The organism is Acinetobacter sp. ANC_7553 (assembly GCF_056779895.1).
The window spans coordinates 23,882-48,265 of the sequence record NZ_JBWYIV010000001.1; the positions used below are offsets into that span (position 1 = coordinate 23,882).

At 39.2% G+C, this 24,384-nt stretch carries 28 protein-coding genes and 1 pseudogene; 19 read left to right on the forward strand and 10 right to left on the reverse strand.

Translation table 11 applies throughout. The features are described 5' to 3' along the window. The first annotated feature begins 42 nt into the window (after nt 1–42). The 17 genes and pseudogenes from AC1M9I_RS00125 to AC1M9I_RS00205 all read left to right on the forward strand — a co-directional run bounded on the left by AC1M9I_RS00125 (nt 43) and on the right by AC1M9I_RS00205 (nt 11,865). On the forward strand, nt 43–657 hold the full coding sequence (locus tag AC1M9I_RS00125; RefSeq protein WP_481594327.1) for a TetR/AcrR family transcriptional regulator: 615 nt from the start codon (nt 43–45) through the stop codon (nt 655–657). Between the two features lies 1 nt (nt 658). Next, the gene (locus tag AC1M9I_RS00130) at nt 659–1,219 is read left to right on the forward strand and encodes a pilus assembly FimT family protein (RefSeq protein WP_481594328.1); all 561 of its coding nucleotides are present in this window, start codon (nt 659–661) and stop codon (nt 1,217–1,219) included. Continuing rightward, complete coding sequence (gene gspI / locus AC1M9I_RS00135) at nt 1,206–1,598, forward strand: type II secretion system minor pseudopilin GspI (protein ID WP_481588351.1); 393 nt, start codon at nt 1,206–1,208, stop codon at nt 1,596–1,598. Before AC1M9I_RS00130 ends, gspI begins: the two co-directional genes overlap by 14 nt. Further along, a complete protein-coding gene (gspJ, locus tag AC1M9I_RS00140; protein ID WP_481593008.1) occupies nt 1,595–2,242 on the forward strand; it encodes a type II secretion system minor pseudopilin GspJ in 648 nt (215 codons plus the stop codon). Before gspI ends, gspJ begins: the two co-directional genes overlap by 4 nt. Nucleotides 2,243–2,257: 15 nt before the next feature. Continuing rightward, entirely contained in the window at nt 2,258–3,214 is a 957-nt protein-coding gene (gene gspK, locus AC1M9I_RS00145; protein ID WP_481610514.1) for a type II secretion system minor pseudopilin GspK, read from the forward strand. Nucleotides 3,215–3,375: 161 nt separating this feature from the next. Continuing rightward, nucleotides 3,376–3,972 carry a 6-pyruvoyl trahydropterin synthase family protein gene (locus tag AC1M9I_RS00150; protein WP_179998213.1) on the forward strand — a complete coding sequence of 199 codons (597 nt, stop codon included), beginning with the start codon at nt 3,376–3,378 and terminating at the stop codon, nt 3,970–3,972. 28 nt (nt 3,973–4,000) lie between these two features. After that, the gene (gene ung / locus AC1M9I_RS00155) at nt 4,001–4,714 is read left to right on the forward strand and encodes a uracil-DNA glycosylase (protein WP_179998212.1); all 714 of its coding nucleotides are present in this window, start codon (nt 4,001–4,003) and stop codon (nt 4,712–4,714) included. Next, nucleotides 4,711–5,832, forward strand: coding sequence for an enoyl-CoA hydratase/isomerase family protein (locus tag AC1M9I_RS00160; RefSeq protein WP_179998211.1), 1,122 nt, complete (start codon nt 4,711–4,713; stop codon nt 5,830–5,832). Before ung ends, AC1M9I_RS00160 begins: the two co-directional genes overlap by 4 nt. A gap of 2 nt (nt 5,833–5,834) precedes the next feature. Beyond that, complete coding sequence (gene tadA, locus AC1M9I_RS00165; RefSeq protein ID WP_481588346.1) at nt 5,835–6,359, forward strand: tRNA adenosine(34) deaminase TadA; 525 nt, start codon at nt 5,835–5,837, stop codon at nt 6,357–6,359. A 76-nt stretch (nt 6,360–6,435) separates the two neighbouring features. Beyond that, nucleotides 6,436–6,867 (forward strand): SRPBCC family protein, encoded by a 432-nt coding sequence (locus AC1M9I_RS00170; RefSeq protein ID WP_481594329.1) that lies wholly within the window; start codon nt 6,436–6,438, stop codon nt 6,865–6,867. Nucleotides 6,868–6,885: 18 nt separating this feature from the next. Further along, nucleotides 6,886–7,566 carry a (d)CMP kinase gene (cmk, locus tag AC1M9I_RS00175; RefSeq protein WP_035264559.1) on the forward strand — a complete coding sequence of 227 codons (681 nt, stop codon included), beginning with the start codon at nt 6,886–6,888 and terminating at the stop codon, nt 7,564–7,566. Nucleotides 7,567–7,682: 116 nt separating this feature from the next. Then, on the forward strand, nt 7,683–9,359 hold the full coding sequence (gene rpsA / locus AC1M9I_RS00180; protein WP_035264556.1) for a 30S ribosomal protein S1: 1,677 nt from the start codon (nt 7,683–7,685) through the stop codon (nt 9,357–9,359). A gap of 162 nt (nt 9,360–9,521) precedes the next feature. Continuing rightward, a complete protein-coding gene (locus AC1M9I_RS00185) occupies nt 9,522–9,827 on the forward strand; it encodes an integration host factor subunit beta (protein ID WP_035264555.1) in 306 nt (101 codons plus the stop codon). A gap of 20 nt (nt 9,828–9,847) precedes the next feature. Beyond that, on the forward strand, nt 9,848–10,213 hold the full coding sequence (locus AC1M9I_RS00190) for a lipopolysaccharide assembly protein LapA domain-containing protein (RefSeq protein WP_035264552.1): 366 nt from the start codon (nt 9,848–9,850) through the stop codon (nt 10,211–10,213). Between the two features lie 138 nt (nt 10,214–10,351). Then, complete coding sequence (gene pyrF, locus AC1M9I_RS00195; RefSeq protein ID WP_171076736.1) at nt 10,352–11,050, forward strand: orotidine-5'-phosphate decarboxylase; 699 nt, start codon at nt 10,352–10,354, stop codon at nt 11,048–11,050. A gap of 231 nt (nt 11,051–11,281) precedes the next feature. After that, nucleotides 11,282–11,350: pseudogene (locus tag AC1M9I_RS00200) on the forward strand (recombinase family protein); the annotation flags it as partial. Between the two features lie 44 nt (nt 11,351–11,394). Beyond that, nucleotides 11,395–11,865 carry a hypothetical protein gene (locus tag AC1M9I_RS00205; protein ID WP_481593014.1) on the forward strand — a complete coding sequence of 157 codons (471 nt, stop codon included), beginning with the start codon at nt 11,395–11,397 and terminating at the stop codon, nt 11,863–11,865. A gap of 304 nt (nt 11,866–12,169) precedes the next feature. Here the strand turns inward: AC1M9I_RS00205 and dapC are convergent, their stop codons facing one another. From dapC to AC1M9I_RS00230, 5 genes are all read right to left on the reverse strand, one after another. After that, complete coding sequence (dapC, locus tag AC1M9I_RS00210) at nt 12,170–13,339, reverse strand: succinyldiaminopimelate transaminase (RefSeq protein ID WP_481588343.1); 1,170 nt, start codon at nt 13,337–13,339, stop codon at nt 12,170–12,172. A gap of 31 nt (nt 13,340–13,370) precedes the next feature. Next, nucleotides 13,371–16,037 (reverse strand): [protein-PII] uridylyltransferase, encoded by a 2,667-nt coding sequence (glnD, locus tag AC1M9I_RS00215; RefSeq protein ID WP_481588342.1) that lies wholly within the window; start codon nt 16,035–16,037, stop codon nt 13,371–13,373. A 23-nt stretch (nt 16,038–16,060) separates the two neighbouring features. After that, entirely contained in the window at nt 16,061–17,278 is a 1,218-nt protein-coding gene (purT, locus tag AC1M9I_RS00220) for a formate-dependent phosphoribosylglycinamide formyltransferase (protein ID WP_481588341.1), read from the reverse strand. 185 nt (nt 17,279–17,463) lie between these two features. Next, nucleotides 17,464–17,805: an L-valine transporter subunit YgaH gene (gene ygaH / locus AC1M9I_RS00225; RefSeq protein ID WP_179998205.1), complete on the reverse strand. Its 342-nt coding sequence runs from the start codon at nt 17,803–17,805 to the stop codon at nt 17,464–17,466. After that, entirely contained in the window at nt 17,802–18,530 is a 729-nt protein-coding gene (locus tag AC1M9I_RS00230; protein ID WP_092766232.1) for an AzlC family ABC transporter permease, read from the reverse strand. The genes ygaH and AC1M9I_RS00230 overlap by 4 nt, the downstream gene beginning before the upstream one ends. Nucleotides 18,531–18,655: 125 nt before the next feature. On the opposite strand from AC1M9I_RS00230, the gene AC1M9I_RS00235 reads away from it, so the two are divergent. Beyond that, the gene (locus AC1M9I_RS00235; protein WP_481588340.1) at nt 18,656–19,138 is read left to right on the forward strand and encodes a hypothetical protein; all 483 of its coding nucleotides are present in this window, start codon (nt 18,656–18,658) and stop codon (nt 19,136–19,138) included. A 66-nt stretch (nt 19,139–19,204) separates the two neighbouring features. Here the strand turns inward: AC1M9I_RS00235 and AC1M9I_RS00240 are convergent, their stop codons facing one another. Then, complete coding sequence (locus tag AC1M9I_RS00240; RefSeq protein ID WP_481588339.1) at nt 19,205–19,897, reverse strand: Crp/Fnr family transcriptional regulator; 693 nt, start codon at nt 19,895–19,897, stop codon at nt 19,205–19,207. 99 nt (nt 19,898–19,996) lie between these two features. Here AC1M9I_RS00240 and AC1M9I_RS00245 point away from each other — a divergent pair, with 99 nt between their 5' ends. Next, entirely contained in the window at nt 19,997–20,551 is a 555-nt protein-coding gene (locus tag AC1M9I_RS00245) for an Mpo1 family 2-hydroxy fatty acid dioxygenase (RefSeq protein ID WP_481588338.1), read from the forward strand. A 60-nt stretch (nt 20,552–20,611) separates the two neighbouring features. On the opposite strand, the gene ychF is transcribed toward AC1M9I_RS00245, so the two are convergent. From ychF to AC1M9I_RS00265, 4 genes are all read right to left on the reverse strand, one after another. After that, nucleotides 20,612–21,703 carry a redox-regulated ATPase YchF gene (gene ychF / locus AC1M9I_RS00250; protein ID WP_035264512.1) on the reverse strand — a complete coding sequence of 364 codons (1,092 nt, stop codon included), beginning with the start codon at nt 21,701–21,703 and terminating at the stop codon, nt 20,612–20,614. A gap of 123 nt (nt 21,704–21,826) precedes the next feature. Further along, nucleotides 21,827–22,486: a methionine ABC transporter permease gene (locus tag AC1M9I_RS00255; RefSeq protein ID WP_481610515.1), complete on the reverse strand. Its 660-nt coding sequence runs from the start codon at nt 22,484–22,486 to the stop codon at nt 21,827–21,829. Next, on the reverse strand, nt 22,467–23,537 hold the full coding sequence (locus AC1M9I_RS00260; RefSeq protein ID WP_481610516.1) for a methionine ABC transporter ATP-binding protein: 1,071 nt from the start codon (nt 23,535–23,537) through the stop codon (nt 22,467–22,469). The genes AC1M9I_RS00255 and AC1M9I_RS00260 overlap by 20 nt, the downstream gene beginning before the upstream one ends. Nucleotides 23,538–23,548: 11 nt before the next feature. Further along, nucleotides 23,549–24,382 (reverse strand): MetQ/NlpA family ABC transporter substrate-binding protein, encoded by an 834-nt coding sequence (locus AC1M9I_RS00265; protein WP_481610517.1) that lies wholly within the window; start codon nt 24,380–24,382, stop codon nt 23,549–23,551. Between the last annotated feature and the right edge of the window lie 2 nt (nt 24,383–24,384).

Genomic DNA, 24,384 nt, shown 5'->3' on the forward strand with positions numbered 1-24,384 from the left:
TTTAATACGGAAAATAGAAAGAAGAGAGTTTATAGAGTGAAGATGGATCGTCAGGCTCAGTTTAGAGCGAGAGAAGCATTAATATTTCAGGTCGCAGAACAACTTCTTTTGGAAAACGGCGAAGCGGGCATGACATTGGATGCATTGGCCGCTGAGTTAGATTTAGCAAAAGGAACACTCTATAAGCACTTCCAAAGTAAAGATGAATTGTACATGTTGCTTATTATTCGTAATGAGCGCATGTTATTAGAAATGGTTCGAGATACTGAAAAAGGCTTTCCTGAACATTTAGCTTTTTTTATGTTGCACCATTTGCATCATCCAGAACGTACTGTACTCTTTCATCAAATTGAAGAACGATTATCTACAACTGGTCAGGGTATTAATCATTTATTTAATGAAATGTATCAGATCCGCAAAAGTAGACTCAGAATTATCATTCGTATGACAGAAAATCATCTAGCATCCATTCAAAGTAAGATGAGTTCTCGGGATTATCTAGCATCCATTTGGTCGATTACTCATGGTGGTGCTGCGATATTAAACTCGAGTTTCTATCAACGCTATTTAGGTTGTCGAGATACGTTAAGGGTTGCTTTAATTGATCAAGCGTTGATGATACCTAAACAGATTAATTTGACAGATTCAGTGGCCTAATATGCAATCTCTAGATCACCGTCAAGGCGGATTTACTTTAATCGAATTGATGGTGGTCATTGTGATCATCAGCATCATGGCGGCATTGGTGGTGATGAATATTGGTGGGATTGATCAACGTAAGGCAATGCAAGCTAGAGAAGCTTTAATATTAGATTTAAAACGTATTCAACGAGAGGCTGTTGATCAATCGTTAGTGGTTGCATTGGTGCCACAATGGAATGGTGATCAGTTTAGCTATACATTTCAAAAATATAATGATTTAACTCGTCCTGAGCAGACGCTTGTATCGAACAATAATCGTCAACCTTCCATTTGGGTTGAAATGCCCGAGTTTTCTGCGAGAGAACTCCCTGCTAAGGTTTCATTTCAAATTGAAAGTAGCGACTATAGTTTTGAAAATGCAACGAATGCAGACTTGATGAATAATAATGCACCGAAATTAATTTGGTTGGGCAATGGCGAGGTTAAACCTGTCACAATTCAAATGTATTATGAACAAAAAGCAATTGGTGATCTTATTCAAATAGATTACTTGGGTAAAATCGATGCGGGCGCTTAAAGGATTTACCTTGATTGAGGTAGTGGTGGCTTTGGCTATTTTCGCTGTAGCAGCAATGTCATTGACGAAGGTAGCTATGCAGTACACACAGGCGACTGCGAATGCAATTTTACGAACAAAAGCACAATTCGTCGCACAAAATGAAGTCGCTGCAATGCAAATTAGTGGTGAATGGTTAGAGGGAACTCAATCGAAGCAAATTACCTCTCAAGGGTTAAGTTGGCAAATTGATAAAAAATCAGAAGCGACTATTAGCCCAGATGTTCAGAAAATAGAAGTGCAAGTGAGTCTATATAACAATGATTTAGGTAAAGTTGAATCTGGTGTCACCACCATGGTGTTTTATAACTATCCTATCAGAGAGCAATCCAACTCATGATCAAGAGTAAACAACAAGGTTTTACCTTGGTAGAGCTTTTGGTTGCCATAGCCATCTTTGCAGTATTGTCTGCTTTGGGATGGAAAATTTTTGATTATTTAAATAAAGTCAAAGATCGCAATGCGGTGCATGAGCAGCAGCTTCTCAGTTTGCAAGATAGTTATTTACAAATGCAAAGAGATGCTTTGCAAATTGTACCGCTGACTGCAAATATCGCAGGACAAATCCAACCTGCATTTTTACTGGATGATCAGTCTTTACAATTTAGTAAGGCAGGGGTCACAGATCCGCTGAAACAGGGTTTGTCTCCATTTGAGAGAATAGAATATCGTTATAATGCACAAGATCGAAAAGTTTATCGTTTAAAGTATCCCAATCTGAATGTTCTTCAAACAACCCAACCTTTATCCAGTACGATCCTAGAGAATGTGGATGAGTTTCAAATCACAATTTTGAACCCGAATGAATTGAATTCGTGGCCGGATGCATCAACAATAAGTTCTAATGGTAATGATGCTCAAGATGGTGTTGCTCGACTATTGCCTAAAGGTATGCGAATTAGATTTAAGCAACAAGATGTTGAATACGAGTGGATTTTCAGTTTGCTTAATACTGACTATTTAAAACCGGCCTCTAGTCAATAATCATTAGGAAAATGCATGAAGCAGCAAAAAGGAATCGCCCTGATTACGATTTTAATGTTAGTCGCTTTGGCAACTATCATTGCTGCGACGATTGCCCATCGTCAATATAATACCAGTGAAAATACGGCCTATGTGATTCGTCAAAACCAAGCACTGTATTATGCAAAAAGTGCTGAAGCTTTTTTCTCAGAATTATTGGTTCAAGATGCTAAATCCAATTCAAAATCAGATAATCTTCTAGAAACTTGGGCTCAACCGATGCCACCATTTCCAATTGATGGTGGTTATGTTGCAGGGCGAATTATTGATGAAACGGGTAAGTTTAATTTAAACAGTTTGGTCAAAGATGATGGTGTGCCGAATGATAATGCGGTGAATTACTTTAAGGGATTATTAACAAAGCTTGGTTTACCAGAAGAATTGAGTGAAGCGGTAATTGATTGGCAAGATCAAGATGATTTGACGATTGGCGCGATGGGTGCAGAGAGTAATTATTATTTAAGTTTAACGCGTCCTTATTTGCCAGCGAATGGTCCTTTTCATAGCGTGGAAGAGTTGAAGCAAGTGCGAGGATTTGAAGGTGATAAGTTTTTATTGATAAAACCTTATGTTACAGCGATTCCTTTAAAAGAAATTAAAATTAATATTAATACAGCACCAGCGATGATTATTGCTGCTATAGACCCAAGTTTGGATGTGCAAAATGTACAGCGTGATTTGGATCAGAAAAAAGCCAATGGTGAATTTTATGAGTCCGTAGATCAGCTCTGGGAACTCAACACTCTAAGTCAGTTAAGTGAAGAAGCAAAAAGCACAGCAAAAAATAATTTTGATGTTAAATCCGCATTCTATCGAGCAGATATTGAAATCATGCTATCTGATCGAAAGCGATATTTTTCGAGTTATCTGATGCGTGATGAAGATAAGGTTTATGTCTTCTCAAGAAGTTTGGCACCTCTTCAAACCAATTGATTAAATTGCTAAACTATTAATTTAAACAAATTGAATGATAGCTTTTTATTTTTTTGTTTTTAATACGTTTTGCCAATTGCTTAAAACGTTAAAATTAATGATGAGTTGTGTGAATATGCACTATAATCATTTTAATCCATGATTTTTTATTGCTCTGACATATGTTAATTCGAAAATTATTTAAGTTTGAAAACGCGCATATTGTGCGAAATTGCACATCAGACCGCTGTAAGCGTTCAATTCATGGTCATAGCTATAAAGTCGAATTATTATTGAAAGCCTCAAAGCTAGATCATGGTCAAATGGTCTATGATTTTGGTTTGCTGAAAGGTGTGATCAAAGAACTTTATGATAGTTTTGATCATGCGATTTGTTTTTGGCAAGAGGATTCAGCTGAATATATTCAAGCATGTAAAACTTTTAGTGCGCGTTGGGTTTCATTGCCTGTTTCACCTTCTGCTGAACAATTTTCTCGAATTTTCTTTTATTTGGCAGAACAAGTACTGAAATCAACTATCACGCAAAATGGTGAAGGTGATGTTGAAGTCTATTCAGTGATCGTGCATGAAACTGACACAGGCTATGCGCAAAGTTTTGCTGAAGATATCTTAAATGAACAGATGGGCTTATTGGCGCTTGATCAAATCGTATTCTCAGAACAAATTCAAAATGAATGGTCTGATCCTAAAATGTACGAACAATTGAAACAAGGATTCACTTTTAAGAACCCAAGTGTAGATTTACAAGTAAAACTTTAAAGCTGTGATTGATTTAGGGATGAACACAATGCAACTCACCGAACAAGAATTAAGTCAACTGAATCAAGTTCGGTTAGAGGATGGTTGGAAGTATGCTTTAGCAGATTTTCTGCTCAGCGATAAAATGGATCAGCTGAAAGCTTTTCTCAAATCTGAATTACAGGCGAATAAGGTGATATACCCACCTAATTCCCTTATATTTAATGCGTTCAACACTACACCTTTAGATCGTGTAAAGGTCGTGATTCTCGGTCAAGATCCTTATCACGGTCCAAATCAAGCACATGGATTGAGTTTTTCAGTGCAAAAGGGTGTTGCATTACCGCCGTCTTTGCGTAATATCTATCACGAACTCAGCACTGACCTTGGAATAGCGCCTGCCAAGCATGGTGATTTAACCCAATGGGCTGAAGAGGGTGTCTTGTTGCTGAACAGTGTATTGACTGTTGAAGCGGGCCAGCCGACTTCACACCAAAAGAAAGGTTGGGAAGATTTTACCGATGCTGCGATAGATGTTCTAAATGAGCAACGTGAAAAGATCGTTTTCATTCTTTGGGGTGCGTACGCGCATAAGAAAGGTCAACGAATTGACCAAAATAAGCATTTGGTCTTAAAAGCAGCACATCCATCACCATTGGCAGCAAACCGAGGTGGTTTTTTTGGGTGTAAAGTTTTTTCAAAAACAAATAATTATCTTAAACAAAATGGCATTGAGCCAATTAAATGGCAGCTGGAAGCATGACAATATCTCCTGAGACGAATCAATATCATCCTGACTTAATTGTTGAAGAAGCACAGAATGGATGGAGAGTGGTTCGATTAAATCGTCCAAAATCTTTACATGCACTTGATGAATCTATTGTAACGGCTTTATTGGCTGTTTTTGAAAAGTTTCATCATGATGATGCGGTTAAAGCGATCTGGTTTGATTCAACAACCCCTAAAGCTTTTTGTGCCGGTGGGGATGTACGCAAACTCCGTCAGTTGGTCATCAATAATGAGGTTGATGCCGCAAATAAATTTTTTGAACAAGAATACGCGCTAGATCTTTTGTTGCATGACTACGCTAAGCCGATAGTCGTTTGGGGTGAAGGTTATGTGATGGGCGGTGGGCTTGGTCTATTTATGGCTGCGCCATTTAGACTCGTTACACCTTATTCGCGCCTTGCAATGCCAGAAGTAAATATTGGTTTATATCCAGATGTTGGTGCTAGTCGTTTCTTGGCAGATCGTGGTCCAATAGGTCTATTTACAGGTTTAACTGGATCGATCATGACTGCGGCAGGAGCTTATGGTATTGGTTGGGCGACTCATATTTGTGATGCTCAGCGCGATGTTGTTTTACAAAAGTTGATTAATATCGATTGGGATCATTATCCTGCTGGTGATTTTAGGGCATTAGATGACACTTTAAATAGTTTGCATCGACCAGTTTCTCCAGGGCCACTGCAAATCTCGTTAGACGTGATTCACAGTGTCTGTCGTGGTGCAAACTTTGAAAATGACTACGAAGCAATTATCGGTCTAAGTGATGCACGAAGTGACTGGCTAAGACAAGCGAGTGAAAATCTGGCAAAAGGATCACCAAGTACAGCTGCGATTACCTGGTTGTTATGGCAATGGGGGCGTCAAGTTCATCCTTGGCAAGAAGTATTTGAACTTGAAACTCAAATTTCTGATTGGAAAATTAGACATCCTGATTTTGTTGAGGGCGTGCGTGCGCGTTTAGTGGATAAAGATTTATCTCCTGAATGGACACCTGCAGAGTCTATGTCCTTAAAAGGAATTTTAGGTGCGCACCCACCAGTTACAAATATCGAGAGCTGGAATAACTTGTTAAAACAGTACGGTATTATTTAATTTTGACTGAAATCCAATTTGATGCCGAAGATCTAAAATGGATGCAGCGTGCCTATGAGCAGGCTGCATTCGCAGCTCAATTGGGAGAAATTCCTGTTGGAGCTGTCATTGTGAGTCAAGGAAAAGTAATTGGTGAAGGATATAATCAGCCCATCCTGAGTCATGATCCAACTGCTCATGCAGAAGTGGTCGCACTTCGCCAAGCATGTAATCAAATTCAGAACTATCGTCTACCAGAAGATGCAACCCTTTATGTAACCCTTGAGCCATGCACGATGTGTGTGGGGGCTTTAATTCATGCTCGAGTTCATCGTGTTGTATTTGGTACTTTAGAGCCGAAGGCGGGTTCTCTGGTCAGTGCGCGACAGCTATTGAATAATCAAGGTTACTATAACCATATATTTGAATTTGAAGGGGGCTGCATGCAATCAGCGTGTGCTCATCAACTTTCAGAATTTTTTAAATTCAGACGTGAACAAAAAAAACAACAGCGTGTACGACAAAAAATAGAAAATAATCAGGAATGATTGCTATTGTTGATTGTGGAAAAATTGACATAATGTATTGTCAGTATGAAGCGGACTCAATGAAAAGGAATAAAAAATGAATTCAATCCAAGTTAAACAAGAATTTAACCAGCCTATAGATCGTGTATTTGAAATTTTATCAAAACATGCGACTTATAATGAGGTATTTGCACCGATTCAGGTTGTACGCATTAAAGATGCAGCTGATCCGAGCCGTCCTGATGGGATTGGGTCAGTACGAAAAATGGGATTAGGCCCAATAAAGCCAATTCAAGAACAAATTACTGTACTAGAGCCAAATAAGCGTATTGAATACAAACTTATCAAGAATCCATTAATCAAACATCATCTTGGAATTATTGAATTTAAAGAGCTTTCATCAGCTAAAACTTTAGTCACATACACGATCGAATTACAGGCAAGAGCACCATTTGTGAGCAAATTAATTCTTGCACAACTCAAACTTGCTATTACACTTGGTTTTAAGAAATTAGCAAAACGCCTTTAAGGCGAAGTTGGTAAAGTAATGACAATTCAAATTATCACGATCGATGGACCAAGCGGTTCAGGCAAAGGCACTTTGGCAGCAAAATTGGCACAGCATTATCAGTTTCATTTATTGGATTCTGGAGCCTTGTATCGTTTGTTGGGATTGTCATTACATCAGCTGAATTTAATTGATTCAATTCACAATCCAGATGTGTTGGTTAAATGCGTAGAAATAGCGACTCATCTCGATATTCAATTTGTTAGTGATCATTTAAAAACAAAAATTTTACTTAACGGGCATGATGTAACGGATGAAATTCGCACTGAAAAAGTCGGTGAGTTTGCATCCAAGGTTGCAGTTGTACCTGAATTAAGACAGGCATTATTCGAAAGACAACGTGCATTTGCTCAAGCACCAGGTCTTGTTGCCGATGGCCGTGATATGGCGACTTCAATCTTCCCAGAAGCCCAAGCAAAAATATATTTGACGGCTTCTGCTGAGTCGCGTGCTGAGCGACGTGTAAAGCAGTTGCAGGCCATGGGGCAAAATGTTAAAATAAGCGACATTTTATCTAATATCCAAGCACGTGATAAGCGTGATATGGAAAGAACCGTTGCGCCGCTTAAGCCGGCTGAAGGGGCTTACATTATCGATAGTTCAGATCTGGACATTGACGCTGTATTTAACCTGATGACCGCATATATTGATGCGCAATAAGATAAATTAATGAATATTAGTGGAAGCATAGCTTGATCAGTTCTATATGGACTATGTCGATACTTAACTAAACCGGCCTTGTCTGATCCAAGACCGCTGACTTTTCTAGGTATATCATGACCGAATCTTTTGCAGCCCTCTTTGAAGCAAGCGAATTAAACCTCAACGTTGAAAAGGGTGCAGTCATCCAAGGTATCGTTGTTAGCATCGATTCTGACTGGGTAACTGTAGATACTGGCCTTAAATCTGAAGGCGTAGTAGCTCGCTCTGAATTCTTAAACGAACAACGTGAACTTGAAGTTAACGTTGGTGACACAGTTGACGTAGTTGTTGAAGCGCTTGACAACGGTATGGGTCAAACAGTTTTATCACGTGAAAAAGCTAAGCGTGCTGAAACTTGGACTAAACTTGAAAAAATCTTTGAAGACGGCGAGATCGTTACTGGTGTTATCTCTGGTAAGGTTAAAGGCGGTTTCACTGTTGACATCGGTCCAGTACGTGCGTTCTTACCAGGTTCTTTGGTAGACACTCGTCCTATCCGTGACACGACTCACCTTGAAGGTAAAGAGTTAGAGTTCAAAGTTATCAAACTTGACGCTAAACGTAATAACGTTGTTGTATCACGTCGTGCTGTTATGGAAGCTGAATCTTCAGCTGACCGTGAAGCTCTTCTTTCTCAACTTGAAGAAGGTCAAACAGTTACTGGTACAATCAAAAACCTTACTGACTACGGTGCTTTCGTTGACCTTGGCGGTATTGATGGTCTTCTTCACATCACTGACATGGCTTGGAAACGTATCAAGCATCCATCAGAAGTTGTTGAAGTTGGTCAAGAAGTTACTGTTAAAGTACTTAAGTTTGACAAAGAGCGTAACCGTGTATCATTAGGTCTTAAACAACTTGGTGAAGATCCATGGTTAGCGATCATGAACCGTTACCCTAAAGGTTCTATCGTTAAAGCGCGTGTAACTAACTTAACTGATTACGGTTGCTTCGCTGAAATCGCTGAAGGCGTTGAAGGCTTAGTACACGTTTCAGAAATGGACCACACAAACAAGAACATCCACCCATCTAAAGTTGTTCAGATTGGTGATGAAGTTGATGTTATGGTTCTTGAAGTTGATGAAGAGCGTCGTCGTATTTCTCTTGGTATCAAACAAACTCGTGCTAACCCATGGGAAGAGTTTGCTAAGGCTCACGACAAAGGTGAAAAAGTTTCAGGTACAATCAAGTCTATCACTGACTTCGGTATCTTCATCGGTTTACCAGGCGGTATCGATGGTCTAGTTCACTTATCTGACATTTCTTGGAATGAACAAGGCGAAGAAGCGATTCGTCGTTACAAGAAAGGTGACACTGTTGAAGCGGTTATCCTTTCTGTAGACGCTGAAGGCAACCGTATCAGCCTTGGTATCAAGCAAATGAACAGCGATCCGTTCAACGATTTCTTAGCTGCTAACGAACGTGGTGCTCTTGTTAAAGGTACTGTAGTTGCAGTTGATGCTCGTGGCGCAACAATTAAGTTGGCTGACGAAGTTGAAGCTTCTCTTAAAGCTTCAGAAATCAACCGTGACCGCGTTGAAGATGCAACTAAATTCTTAGAAGTTGGTCAAGAAGTTGAAGCTAAGATCATCAATGTTGATCGCAAATCACGCGCAATCAACTTGTCTATCAAAGCGAAAGACGAAGCTGAAGAGAAAGAAGCTGTTGCTAACTTGAAAACTGCTTCTGCAGGTCAAGACAACGGTCCTAAGACAATTGGTGATTTGATCAAAGCTCAAATGAACCACTAAGTCTTTCGTGTTCAATGTATTGTTAATGTAATTTAACTAATACTTTTTACACAAATACTGTAAACGGTAGCGTAGTATTGACTTACTGCGCTACCGTTTTGTATTTAAACAGGTTATTATCTCGCTATGCACAGAGTAGCTTGATAATTAAAGAGGTCGCAGATGACTACTGAAGCACTTAATAAGTCTGACTTAATAGAACGTATTTCTATCAAAAATCCTCATTTGGCTGAGCCATTGGTCGAAGAAGCTGTTAAAATTATGATCGATCAAATGATTGAGTCATTATCAGCTGATAATCGTATTGAAATTCGTGGGTTTGGAAGTTTTGCTTTACATCATCGTGAACCGCGAGTTGGACGTAATCCTAAAACAGGTAAGTCAGTTGAAGTGGCTGCTAAAGCTGTACCTCATTTCAAACCAGGTAAAGCACTAAGAGATGCTGTAAACGAATCAGCAGGAAAATAATAAATTACTCAGGGGTGGTTATGCGTTACGTATTAGTTGCACTGTTAGTTGTAATCTTCGGATATGCATTGGCATTGGTTCTGCAAAATGGTACAGAACTGACTGTTGATCTTCTCTTCACTCAAGTACCGGCAATGAGATTAGGTTTATTGCTTTTGTTGACTTTGGCACTTGGGATCATCGTTGGATTATTACTTGGAGTTCAAGTTTTCCGTGTATTCCAAAATAGTTGGGAAATTAAGCGTCTTCGCAAAGATATTGAATATCTTCGTAAAGAACAAATCCAAAATGCTCAGTTAGCTGCTGCTGAAGCTGCTGCAAATGTACGTCATGAAAAGACAGTACTAGATGTGCATTCAGATCCGCGTAACTCAAATCCGCTGTAATTTATAAATATTTAAAAAACCTCTAAAATTTATTTTAGAGGTTTTTTTATTGAAAATAAACTGTTGAATTTTAAGCTGCGTTTTTTAAAGTTAATTTTGCAGCTTAAGTTGAACATCTTTATAATGACGCAACTTTAGATGGACGGAAGAACAACCTTGAGTATCATTGTTGCTTTAGATGCAAAAAGCCAATACGACGCATTGAAAATGGCTGAAAATTTGGATCCTAAACTTTGTCGTGTAAAAGTGGGTAAAGAACTTTTTACACATGAAGGTCCGACTGTTGTAAAAGCATTGCATGATCAGGGTTTTGAAGTATTTTTAGATTTAAAATTTCATGATATTCCAAATACGACAGCACAAGCCGTTTGCGCTGCTGCAGATCAAGGGGTATGGATGGTTAATGTTCACGCATCTGGTGGACGAAAAATGATGGAAACTTGTGTAGAAAGATTAAAAGCAGGTAACTATCAAACACAGTTGATTGCAGTAACCGTATTAACTTCAATGGGGCGAGAAGATCTACGTGATCTAGGTTTGGATATTGAGCCTTTTGAACATGTAAAACGTCTAGCGACTTTAACTCAAGAAAGTGGCTTGGATGGTGTTGTATGTTCTGCGCAAGAAGCAAAAATGTTACGTGAAACTTTAGGTCAGAACTTTGCTCTCGTCACTCCAGGAATTCGTCCGGAAGGTTCTGCAGCGGATGATCAAAAACGTATTGTTACACCTAAGCAAGCAATGTTAGATGGTTCTACACACTTGGTGATTGGCCGTCCGATTACTAAATCAGAAAATCCAAATCAAACTTTAAGAGACATTCTGGCTACTTTGTAATTTTTAAATTACAGTCTTTAAGTGTTTTAAAACGCCATGAAAATTCATGGCGTTTTTTTTAATTTTATGATGTATCAATAGTTAAAGTTATATTATCTCTAAAGGGAACTACTGACCATTATTGTTAGACTCAAGAAAGTTTTAAACAAGGTTTAGTAAGAAGCAGATACAATCCAAATAGAAAAAGTTGCTACTAAAAATATGGTAAAATCAGAGAGTTAAAAAGTTTTAACAAAAGAAGAAATTGCTAAAACTGCTGGTTGTCACGTTGTTACTGTTCATAGAGTATTAAAAGGATAAGGTATGGATAATTGTGTTACAGATGGCTGGGTAACATTTAAAGGATGGACACCATATATAGTCGCTTTAAGTATTTTTTAGTTTGGCATCTACAGAAAGGGCTTGAGGTTACAGCCAGTGAATGTAAAGCATATTGGGAAAGGCTTGACGATCTAGAAAGAATTTATAAAAACTTAGAAAAGAATGCAGACTTTAAAAGCGATAATTATAAAGAATTTTATGGGAAACGAAAAAAATGGCAAGAGGTAAATTTATCTAGAACTAACTTGGTAAGAAAACTTACAAATAATGATAGTAAAGTTGTGGAAAGCACAGAGAAATTAATTGAAAAGTTTAAATCAGATAATTTTGTACATAACAAACTTCAACGATTTGGTGGTGATGAATCTAGACACGAAAGTGTTGGTTATAATCATGTGTTAAGTACTATTGCAGAAATTAAAGATAGCTTATTTCCATACATAAAATATAGATTTTTTATAACAACCTTTAGGCGCATCGTATCTCATATGTAAGAGTAACGGGGTGAATCTTGGACTCGGATTTACAAATTTATAATCTGATAAATAATTGAAGCCACAGCGATAAAGCAGAATAAGATTGTCATAGCTCTAACTCCTCAAACTATAATAATAGCTTTACAACCAATCCTAGACGCTATCGTGAACAACCATTCTTTTAAATTCTATCCTCCTCTGGGATAGTGTTAGAGAGAGGTTTGTTAGAAAATATCAATTTCCGCTCAAACTATGCCTAGAATCATCAATAAAAAAAATAAGCCCTCTAAAAAGAGGGCTTAAAATTAAAGATCATGCACGATTAGAGAATTGATTTTAAGCGTTTAACAACTTCTTTACATTGGTCTAAATCTGCTACGAGAGCAAGACGAACATGGTTTTTACCTGGGTTGCCTTGTTCAGTATCACGAGATAAATAACGACCCGGTAAAACTTTGATATGTGCTTTTTCCATCAGCATTTTGGCAAAAGTTTCATCATTATCGACCTTTAACCAATAATAGAAACCCGCATCAGGCTTTTTCAGTGGTAGCAAATGACCTAATTCTTGTTGGAATAAATCAAATTTAGCACGGTATTGTTTACGGTTTTCTTCAACATGTGCTTCATCATTCCATGCAGCAATCGATGCCAATTGATGCTGTACTGGCATTGCAGCACCGTGGTAAGTGCGGAATTTTAAATAAGGTTTTAATAGACTAGCATCACCTGCAACAAAGCCAGATCGCATACCTGGTAAATTAGAACGTTTAGACAGAGAGTGAAATACGATACAGTTTTTATAGTCATCACGACCTAATTCTGCACAAACGTCTAATAAGCCAACTGGTGCTTCATCAAACCATAGTTCTGAATAACATTCATCAGATGCGATGACAAAATTGTATTGATCAGAGAGCGCAATTAATTTTTTGAACTGTTCTTTTGAAAGCACAGCACCTGTCGGATTTCCGGGGGTGCAGACAAAGAGCAAAACTGTCTTCTCCCATACTTCCGCAGGGACAGCATCGAAGTCGCCAAGGTAACCATTTTCTTCAGTACAGTTGATGAAATAGGGTTGAGCGCCAGCGAGTAAAGCTGCACCTTCGTAAATTTGATAAAAGGGATTCGGCATAACTACATAAGGCGCTTCATCACGATTGATCAGCGCTTGTACGAATGAGAAAATTCCTTCACGTGTGCCAGTCACAGGTAAAATATGATCTTCTGCGCTAATAGCATTTAATTTGAAACGGCGTGTGAGCCATTGCGAAATACTTTCACGTAATTCTGGTAAGCCTTTACTGTTTGGGTATGTCGAAAGATGATTGAAGTTATCGACAATAGCTTGTTTTACGAATTCAGGTGCAGGATGTTTTGGCTCACCAATTGACAATGGAATTAACGGAAGATTTGCAGGTTTTACATCCTGAAAAAGTTTATTCAACTTTTCAAATGGATAAGGATGTAATAGGTTTAAACTAGAGTTCATGAAACAGTTACCGTCGGGTTAAATCTAAATTTTAATGATGATTACAGACCTGATTTGAAGCCTCATCTAATGCTGCTTTTAATTGTTCAGCAAAAGCCTGAGCTTCAGTTAAATTCATAGGTTCGCCATTCTTTTTGGTTACAAAGAAAATATCTTCTGCGCGCTCACCCAAGGTGGCGATTTTCGCGGAATGGATATCGAGACCTTGCATCATAAATAAGCCACCGATACGGGCAAGTAATCCAGGCTGATCGAGGGTAGAGATCTCGACCATATTTTGCTGTAGCGCCTCGTTCAAAGTAATATCAATTGTGTTTTCGATATCAAAATGACGAAGTTGGCGTGGAATACGGCGTTGCATTAAACCTGGATAATTTTGTGAATCTGTTAATGCGTGCACCAATGATTCTTTTACCGTATTTTCACGTTCTGGATCTGTCACTAATGTGCCAAAACGATCAAGCACCACGTAGGTGTCTAAGCTAAAGGATTTAGTTGCTGTAATAATGCGTGCATCTTGTACATCTAGATTCATACGATCTAGAACTGCAACAGTGGTTGCAAAAAGATTAGGTTGATCTTGAGTGTAAATAAAAATCTGCACAGCATCTTGCGCTGATTTACGGTGCGCGCGCATCATCACCAATGGTGCTGAATTATCACCATGATCTAGGATTGCACGTGTATGCCATGCGACTTCATCTGCAGTTTCTTTGAGGAAGTATTCGTCACCAAGTTCTTGCCAAACTTTTTCAACGGCTTCTAAAGCATAATCATTGACAAGTAATTCACTTGCAGCAAATTTGGTATCTTCGATCAGCATTTGGTAATCGACAGGACGACCCAAACCACTACGAATAACGTCACGAGCATTGGTATATAACTGACGCATGAGCGATGCGCGCCATGTGTTCCAAAGCTTAGGATTGGTTGCGTTAATGTCAGCCACTGTAAGCGTATACAGATAGTCTAAGTGTTCCATATCACCGAGCTTCTCGGCAAAATCTTTTACAACATCTGGATCAGAAATATCTTTTTTCTGCGCAGTCATCGACATCAATAGATGATTTTGGATCAACCACGCAACAAGATTACACTCACGCTCAGTAAAACCGTGCTTGCTACAGAACTCAATGGCATCAACCGCGCCCAATTCACTATGGTCTCCACCACGGCCTTTGGCGATATCATGGAACAAAGCAGCGAGGAATACGATGTCTCGGCGCACCAGACGCTGGAATACCGAACTTACGACAGGAAAATCTTTAGCAAATTCGGGTGCTTTAAAACGATTTAAATTACGTAAGAGTAGGAGCGTATGTGCATCTACAGTATAGATATGGAATAAATCGTATTGCATAAGGCCCATGATTTGCCCAAATGCAGGAATATAGTTGCCGAGTACACTATAACGTTTCATCGCAAGCAATGTTTCATATAAGTTATTTGGTGACCGGATGATCGCCATAAACAAGGCTTGATTAACTGGATTGTCTCTATACGCTTGATCAATGCGTTTTGCAGCTAAAGTAAGCAATCGAAGTGTACGAGCTCGAATACCATCAATATCAGGGCGATTTGCTAGGATATAGAAAATCTCAAGGATGGCTGTAGGCTTCTCTGCAAAAATTTTATGGTGTTGAACTGCGAGTTTACCATCCACCAATTTGAAGTTTTCATTCACTTCTTCAATTTTACGCTCATAGTTGGGTAAGCGAGGCGTGATGACAGACTCATTAAAATAGGCGAGTAGCATTTCATTCAGGGTTGAAACCTGCTGAGCTGCTCGATAGTAGCGTTTCATGAACTGTTCAATTGGATAATTGATATGTTCACCTTCGACTTTGTGGTAACCAAATTTTGCTGCGATATCGCGTTGGTAATCAAACAATAGTCGGTTTTCATCACGCTTAGTTAAGCGGTGTAAATGATGACGAATTTCCCAGAGAAAATTCTCAGCATCTTCGAGAACCCCAAGTTCAAACTCAGAAATGAAACCTAAATGTACAAGATCGTATATACGATTTACTCGGAAATGCCGTTTTGCAATCCAACCAATTTGGTTAATGTCTCGAATGCCGCCCGGTGCATTTTTGATATCAGGTTCTAAATTACTTTCAGTGTTGTTGTGCTGAGCGTAGCGTTTGGCTTGTTCTTCCATCTTGGCATCAAAGAAGGTTTTATCCGTCCAAGTTTGTGAAACAACACGACGAGGCCATTTCGCTAAGTGTTCATTGCCAATAATTAAACGAGACTCAATGAGAGATGTAGCTACCGTTAAGTCATTCATGGCCTGTTCAAAGCACTGTTGAATGGTTCTTACACTTACGCCAGGTTTAAAATTTCCAACATCCCATAGAGAGGAAATAAAAATGGTAATGGCATTTTCTTGTTCTTGTGTAAGATCATCTTCTGAAAGGATCAGAATGTCGACATCAGAGTAGGGCATCATTTCACGACGACCATAACCTCCTACAGCGAACAAACCCAGATCGGTTTGATCTAACTCAGCATGTTGCCAAAGGAATTTAAGCGCCTCATCAATCAGATTTGATCGAGTGAGAATAATCTCACGTATCGCCTTACCATTTTCAAACTCATGTTGTAATTGATTTTCAACATCTGAGCGCCATTGATTAATTGCCTTGATGTCGTGATTACTCGAAACATAGTTTGCTAATGGAGACGTATTGATCATGAAATGATGGCCTACCTAATGAATTATTTGTTTTGATTTACAATTACTTTTGAAGCGGCTTCAGACGCTAATTCGCGTGCTAAGTCAGTTGTTTCAGCACGTGCAGTTGCAACCCCCATACGGCGACGTTTAAAGCCTTCAGGTTTACCAAAAAGTCGTAAATCGACATTAGGGTTTTGCATAGCAAGATTTAAGCCAGAAAATGACAAATTCGTATCATCAACACCTGCATAGATCACAGCGCTTGCAGCAACACTGTGACGTTGCGTATTTACTGGAAGACCTAAAATCGCACGGGCATGAAGTTCAAATTCACTTTGATATTGAGATGCAAGTGTGACTAATCCAGTGTCATGTGGACGAGGAGAAACTTCACTGAACCAAACTTGATCACCTTTAATAAATAATTCCACACCAAAAATACCGCAACCGCCTAGTGCTACTGTGACTTTATTGGCAATACGTTTTGCTTCACCAAGGGCAGCTGTGCTCATAGGTTGAGGTTGCCAGCTTTCTACATAGTCACCTGCATCTTGACGGTGTCCAATAGGATCGCAGAAGTGCGTTTCGATTTCTCCTGTTTCAGGATTTTTTGCCCGTACTGTGAGTAATGTAATTTCGAAATCAAAATCAATTTGCGATTCTACGATGACAGTGCCTTGATTGACACGACCACCTGTTTGAGCATATTCCCAAGCCGCGTCGACTTCATCAAAAGATTTTACGCGTGACTGTCCTTTACCTGATGATGACATCACAGGTTTTACAAAATTTGGATAGCCAATATCATCACATGCTGCACGGAATGATTCCAAACTATTGGCAAAACGATAAGCCGAGGTTGGTAGCCCTAGTTCCTCAGCTGCGAGGCGACGAATTCCTTCACGATTCATGGTGAGATTGACGGCTTTCGCAGAGGGAATAACTACGGCAGTTTTAGAATCTTCGATTTCCACTAAGACTTCAGTGGCAATGGCTTCAATCTCGGGAACAATTAAATGAGGTTGAACTTGTTCAATCAGTTTTTTTAATTCTTTTGGATCCGCCATATTCAATGTGTAGGAGTGATGAGCAACTTGCATGGCAGGTGCATTGTCATAGCGATCTGCCGCATGTACTTCTACACCTAATCGTTGTAATGATATTACCACCTCTTTACCCAACTCACCTGAACCCAATAATAGAACTTTAAACGCCGAAGATTGAAGTGGAGTACCGAGTGTAATAAGCATTTGATTCATCCGTGCTTGATATTATGGACTTTTAGCATATCAGAACTAAAACCTCTTGAGAGCGATGAATACAAGAAAAAGCAAGAAATTATTTTGATATCGTTTAATTTTTTTATTGATAAAAATTTATAAGCCTTATCCGAGGATCAGGCTTATAAATTTAGAATCTGAATGAATAATACGCGAGAAATGTTTTAAAGTGGGAAATAGGTATACACCAAACCGTATGTGAGTGCCGCTGTGAGTGTTGCAGGTACAATCTGTTTAAATTTGAAATACAAACCCGAGAGCACAATAAAACCAATTAACATGGCAACGCTCTTATTGGGTGTTTCTAAGAGCGGCGGTAAAGTCGCGACCACGAGCATTGAACTGATTGCTGCAATACCGATAGATCCAAGGGCGATTTTAAGCCAAAGAGCACCGCGTTTCTGGCGACCTTGTTGTAGTTTCTGAATCACAAAAAAAGGACCAAAGCGTGAGGCGAAATTCGCGATGCCGACCAGAATACCGACACAAATAATTTCTAGATTCATGATTGTTCACCTGTGTGCAAAGGATCATGTTGCTTCAGTACATAATGTTTAAACAAACCAGCCAAAATACCAGAGCTTATGCCAATGAATATCGCTGCAGATAAATCGATAAAGTAACAGGCAATAGCAGAAACAATAATGGTGATGGTCACGACAAAGGTATGTTTTTTCTCAAATGCAGCTAGTAAGAAGCTCAAGAAAAGTGCAGGTAATAGAAAGTCGAGCGCTGCCTGCAAAAATTGGGGGAGATGACTGACTTGATCTGCAAATAAGCCCCCGAGAAAAGATCCGAGTGCCCAAGACAACCAGCTAAACAGACTGAGACCTAACATCCAAGATTCAGACCATTCTTGACGGCGTTGCGACAGTTTAATCATGCCTGATGCAAAGACTTCGTCGGTCAAGCCCCATGACCAAATTGCAGTTTTTTTCAGATTGAGTTTATCTTGAATTAAGTTTTGTAAAGCAGGACCATATAACAAATGTCGAATATCAAGCGCTATTACAGTTAAGGCTGTCATCCAGATGGAAGTGCCACTGCCGAGTAAGGCAACCACCAAAAATTGACTGGCACCTGCATACATCGAACAGGATAAAAATAATGCTTCCCACGCCGTAAATCCAAATTGAGTTGCCGATACACCAAACGCGAATGAAACAGGCAAATAGGTGAAAATGATGGCTTGACTGTCTTTGGCACCTTGCCAAAAACCTGCCGGTGTCATGTGTGGGGAGCTTGATTGGGTCACGATAAACCTAATTGGAGATTGGAACAAAAGGTATAAAACGAGATTGAGTATTCTACCCGAATTTACTAGCATAGTGCCGAATAGTTTATTAGAGCGATGTCATGTTTGCGATTCAATCTCCCTTTAAATTAGCTGCATTGACTACATTCCTCATCTTCACTTTATCCGGTTGTGGTGGTCAGGCAGAAACTGCCGATCAAAAGGTTGAAATTAAAGAAGCACCGAAGTTGACCAATGATGCAACTGAATATGCAAATCATGCTTGGCAATTGATTAATCAGGTTGATCCTATTCTGTATCAAGCCAATAAAGCGCTTATACCATCACAAGTACGCGAGCCTGTGCGTCAATTGGTGTTGGATTGGCGTATTAATGTCAAAATGACCGACTCAGTGACTGAAGGGAAATATGCGCTTTGTCGAAAAGCGCTAACAACCATAGATGCTTGGGCGCGTGCAATCGTGGAAAGTGAGGGGCAGCTCGCACAGCGTCAAGCCAATTATGAACGCGATAAAGCCCAGTGCAAAACTGCAATTGAGCAACCAGAATTAGGAAACACCAAGGCGTATACAAAATTATTTTAAGTGACCCTAGCAACCCCAATACAATGATTAATCCAGATTTTACTAAAGCTCTTCATCTTTAGTCGGTTAAGTTTGATCGGCTAAAGCTTTAAGTTGATTGAGATTAATCACCTCAATTTTTTTAAATGCAATTTTAATTGCGCCAATTTTTTCTAAATGTTGTAGTTCTTGATTAATGGTCTGTCTTGAGCAGACCAACATTTGTGCCAATTGTTCTTGAGATAGGTTGATGGTGTTTTTTTCAATTTCTTTGAGATTACCGTATCCATTTAAGATAAAGATTAATCTCTGGGCTAAGCGTTGAATAAGGGGTTGTGTTTGAATAGAGACTAACTCCATGAAAGCATAACGAAGTTTATGACTGACCAATTGGGCCAGATAAAACCAAAATTTTGGATATTGTTCTAAAATTAGATCAAGTCCTACACGGCTTATTTTGAGGATTTTGGATTTTTTACTGGTAATCGCATGATGAGAGCGGGGTTGTTGATCAATCAACGAAATTTCACCAAACCACATAATGGGATCTGCGATAACTGTCACCGCCTCACGACCTTCTACGTCAATATGTGCTAAACGAACAGCACCATCAATCACGGCATAAATGCCATCAAATTGATCAGCTTTAGAAAATATCAGTTGCTCTTTGCCATATTCAATGAGCTGAGCATGTTCGAGCATCAGCTGTTGTAGTTCATGATCAAACTGGCTAAACCACCAATTATTTTTTAAAAGATAAACGTATTGATTTAAAAGCAAAATTATCCCTTTTATGCTGTTTATTTGTCGTCTAGTCGACAACTTATTGGTTTACATTTATATATATTGAAGGAAATAGTCAGAAAAAGGAATGATAACATGACTCGTTTAGAGAGCTTGCTTGGACAATATGCAGCTTATCACCTAGATCGTAAAAACGTATTTTCGCATTTTATTGGAATTCCCTTGATTGTATTTTCGATCTTGTGTTTTGCAGCCAAAGCGCAATTTACAGTTGCTGGATATTCCATTGATCTTGCAATGTTATTGATCGTCGCATCAGTGATTTATTACTTGAGTTTGGATCTCATTTTTGGTGTGGTAATGGCAGTGCTATTTGCTTTAATTTATCAACCAGCCACACAAGTAGCAGCTTTAGCGACATCCTCTTGGGTATTGGTAAGTGCTGGATTTTTTATTGTGGGATGGATTATTCAATTTATTGGGCACTATTATGAAAAGAAAAAACCAGCTTTTGTGGATGATCTTGTTGGACTCGCTATAGGTCCTTTATTTGTGGTAGCAGAATTTATATTTCTTATTGGTTTACGTAAGAAACTGGAAGAGAAAGTATTGGTTCGAGCTAAACAATTACGCTATGACATGGACCATAAACACGTAAATCACTCGAGTACTTCAACTCAAAATCCATGATCTCATTCTTTTAAATAATCTTTGCAAAAAAAAACAGCCTTTCGGCTGTTTTTTAATAACTTAAACGTTGAAACGGAAATGTAAAACATCACCATCTTGAACGACATAAGTTTTACCTTCAAGACGCCATTTTCCAGCTTCTTTAGCGCCAGCTTCGCCGTTGTATTGAACAAAATCGTCATAGGCAATGCATTCTGCACGAATAAAGCCTTTCTCAAAATCAGTGTGAATCACACCAGCAGCTTGAGGAGCGGTCGCACCAATTTTTACAGTCCAAGCACGGACTTCTTGAACGCCTGCAGTGAAATAAGTCTGTAGGCCAAGTAAGCCATAACCTGCACGAATAACCACGTTAAGACCTGGTTCTTCCATGCCCATCGCTTCTAAGAATTCAGCACGCTCATCATCTTCAAGCAAAGAAATTTCAGCTTCGATTTGGTTGCAAAGTGGGACAACAATGGCATTTTCTTCTGCTGCTAATTTTTTAACAGCATCAAGGTGTGGATTGTTTTCAAAACCGTCTTCAGCAACGTTAGCAATATACATTGTTGGTTTAAGGGTTAATAAACCAAAGCCACGAACTAATTTGCGCTCGTCGTCATCAAGATCAGCTGCGCGAGCAGGGCGACCTTCATCAAGTAATGGCTGAATTTTTTCTAGTACAGCTTTTGTTGCAACAGCTTCTTTATCACCACCTTTCGCAGACTTTGCTAAACGTGTAACCGCTTTTGATACTGTTTCTAAATCTGCTAAAGCAAGCTCAGTGTTAATAGTTGCAATGTCATCAAGTGGGTCAATTTTGCCGTTCACGTGAATAACATTTTCGTCTTCAAAACAACGTACTACGTGTGCAATTGCATCAGTTTCACGAATGTTGGCTAAGAATTGGTTCCCTAAACCTTCACCTTTAGAAGCACCAGCAACTAAACCTGCGATGTCTACAAATTCCATTGTGGTTGGAATAACACGTTGAGGTTTAACAATAGCAGTTAATTTATCTAAACGTGGATCTGGAACAGGAACGATGCCGGTGTTTGGTTCAATGGTACAGAATGGGAAGTTTTCTGCAGCAATAGCAGCTTTCGTCAATGCATTGAAAAGTGTAGATTTACCAACGTTCGGCAAGCCGACAATACCGCAATTAAAACCCATGAAAAGACTCACAAAGTGTTATTTAAAAATTGTCGGTGATTTTACATCAAAGCCATGACAAAGTCAGGTCATGGCTTTGATGTTTCTCGAAAAGACAGATGAGACTCAATTCAATGGTGTGAATTAGATTTTACGTTTGTCCAAACTATATGCCAATTGATCGCCTAAAGCTTGAATCAGCATCACTAATACGACTAATACGACGATGACCGCCAACATAATTTGCATATCGAAGCGTTGGTAGCCATATCGGTAGGCGATATCACCTAAACCACCTGCTCCAATAGCACCCGCGATCGCAGAGGAATTGATCATGGTTACAAGCGTGACAGTAAAACCTGCAACAATACCAGGCAGTGCTTCTGGTAAAAGCACATGCCAAATAATTTGTTTGCGATTACAGCCCATGGCTTGTGCAGCCTCTATGAGTCCATGATCAACTTCTCGTAGACTTACTTCCGCAATACGTGCGAAAAAAGGTGTAGCCGCAATAGTTAAAGGTACAACCGCAGCCCATACCCCATAGCTTGTCCCCACAATCAGTCGAGTGAAGGGAATGAGCGCCACCATTAAAATTAAGAAGGGAATAGAGCGCGTAATATTCACCACCCAACCCAAGGCATGATTGATTTTTTTTGATGGATAAATCCCATTTTCTGAGGTGTTGACGAGGATTACAGCCATAGGCAAGCCAATGAGAAGCGCTAAAAATGCAGAAATACCGACCATTAACAAAGTATCAATGGTACCCGTAATTAAAAGATCAATGAGCTGGTTGTGCATAGCCAAGCACCTCGATTTGTGATGTTTTATGGGGGAATTGCTGATGGAGCGTATGCACATCAACATCCAATTGAGGAATACCTACGATGAGTGAGCCAACCAGATGATGTTGAATAGTGTCTACATGGCTTTGATATAAATGCACAGGCAGTGTAATTTTAGAAAGTACATCATTTAAGTTGGGAGGATTTTTCAAATCAGTTGCATAGCTGATTTTCAAAATGGTATGCGTTAAATGTGTAGCTCGCTCTTGATGTAACTGGAATGGCAAATCAAGCTGTTCCAAATTGAGGAGTTCTTGCGTGATTTTCTGCTGGGGACGAGAGAAGACTGACCAAACTTGCCCTGATTCAACGATTTCACCTTGATCAATAACCACCACTTGATCGCAAATTTCACGAATTACCTGCATTTCATGTGTAATGAGAACGATGGTGAGTCCTAATTTTTGATTAATTTCCTTCAGTAAAGATAGAACAACAGATGTGCTTTCTGGATCAAGTGCCGATGTTGCCTCATCGCACAATAGTATTTCAGGTTTACTGACCAATGCGCGGGCAATCCCAACTCGTTGTTTTTGCCCACCCGATAATTGTGATGGATAGTGATGATGCTTTTCAGCTAAACCGACTAGATTTAAAACCTCATCCACACGAGTTTGAATCTCAGTAGCAGGCACTTTTGCGATTTTCAATGGAAGCGCGACATTTTCCCAAACTGTTTTGGCAGATAGTAAATTAAAATGTTGAAAAATCATGCCAATACGCTGGCGTAGGGCGATTAACTCATTGTGATTAAGCTGCCCTAGATCATGTTGATGTATATGAATACTACCATCAGAAATAGTTTCTAACCCATTTAAGGTGCGAATCAATGAAGATTTGCCCGCACCACTTTTGCCGATAATGCCGAAAATTTTTCCTTCGGGAATATCCAAATTAATGTTTTTGAGTGCGTGAACTAGTTTTCCTTGTACATCGTAATACTTATTTAAATGACGAATTGTAATATGGGGTACTGCAAATTCAATGTGTGAACCAAAACTCACCATGATCATTCTCCTTATTTCCAGCCTTCAAACCACAAACCTTGTCCAAAGTCTTTGTCTAGAATCTGACGGACTTTTGCAGAGTTTTGGAAGGTTTCAACCACAGTTTTTAATTTGTCATCCTGATCTTGATAATCTCGACGCGTTACAAACAAAATCGCAAATTTTTTATTAATCGGATCTAATAACAGTGCAGACGTAGGATCAGCAACTTTTGCCATTTTCAAATAATGAGGAAAACCCATAATTAAGTCAGCTTCATTGTAAGCATGCGCGGTTTGCGGGCCTTCAACTTCAATAATCTTGAGTTTTTTAGGATTACTGATAATGTCTCGGGTGCTGGTGAGCTCATTATTAATATCTTTGACTTGAATTAAGCCTGCACGAGCCAGCAAATTTAAACCACGTGCCATGTTAACTGGATCATTCGGTACGACTACTTTCGCTTGATCAGGTATTTCCTGTAGGGATTGATATTTTTTTGAATAAAGTCCGACATGACTGCCTGAACCTTTCGCAAAAGGCACAAGGTCATAGCCTGTTTCACGCACTGCATTCGCTAGAAAAACACTTTGTTGAAAGAAATTAGCGTCAATATCACCATTTTGTACAGCGACATTGGGTGCTTGCCAGTCTGAAAACTCAATCAATTCGAGATGGATTCCTTGTGCTTTTACATCCTCAGCGACACTTTGCAGTAATTCAGCATAGGGTGGGCTAATACCGATTTTAATCACTTTATCATTTGAGTTTTGACTGACATAACGATATCCCACTAAGGCCGCCAGTACTGCGACGATGACGACTGCAATTTTGATGAATTTAGATGATTGTGTTGAAGTAGACATGA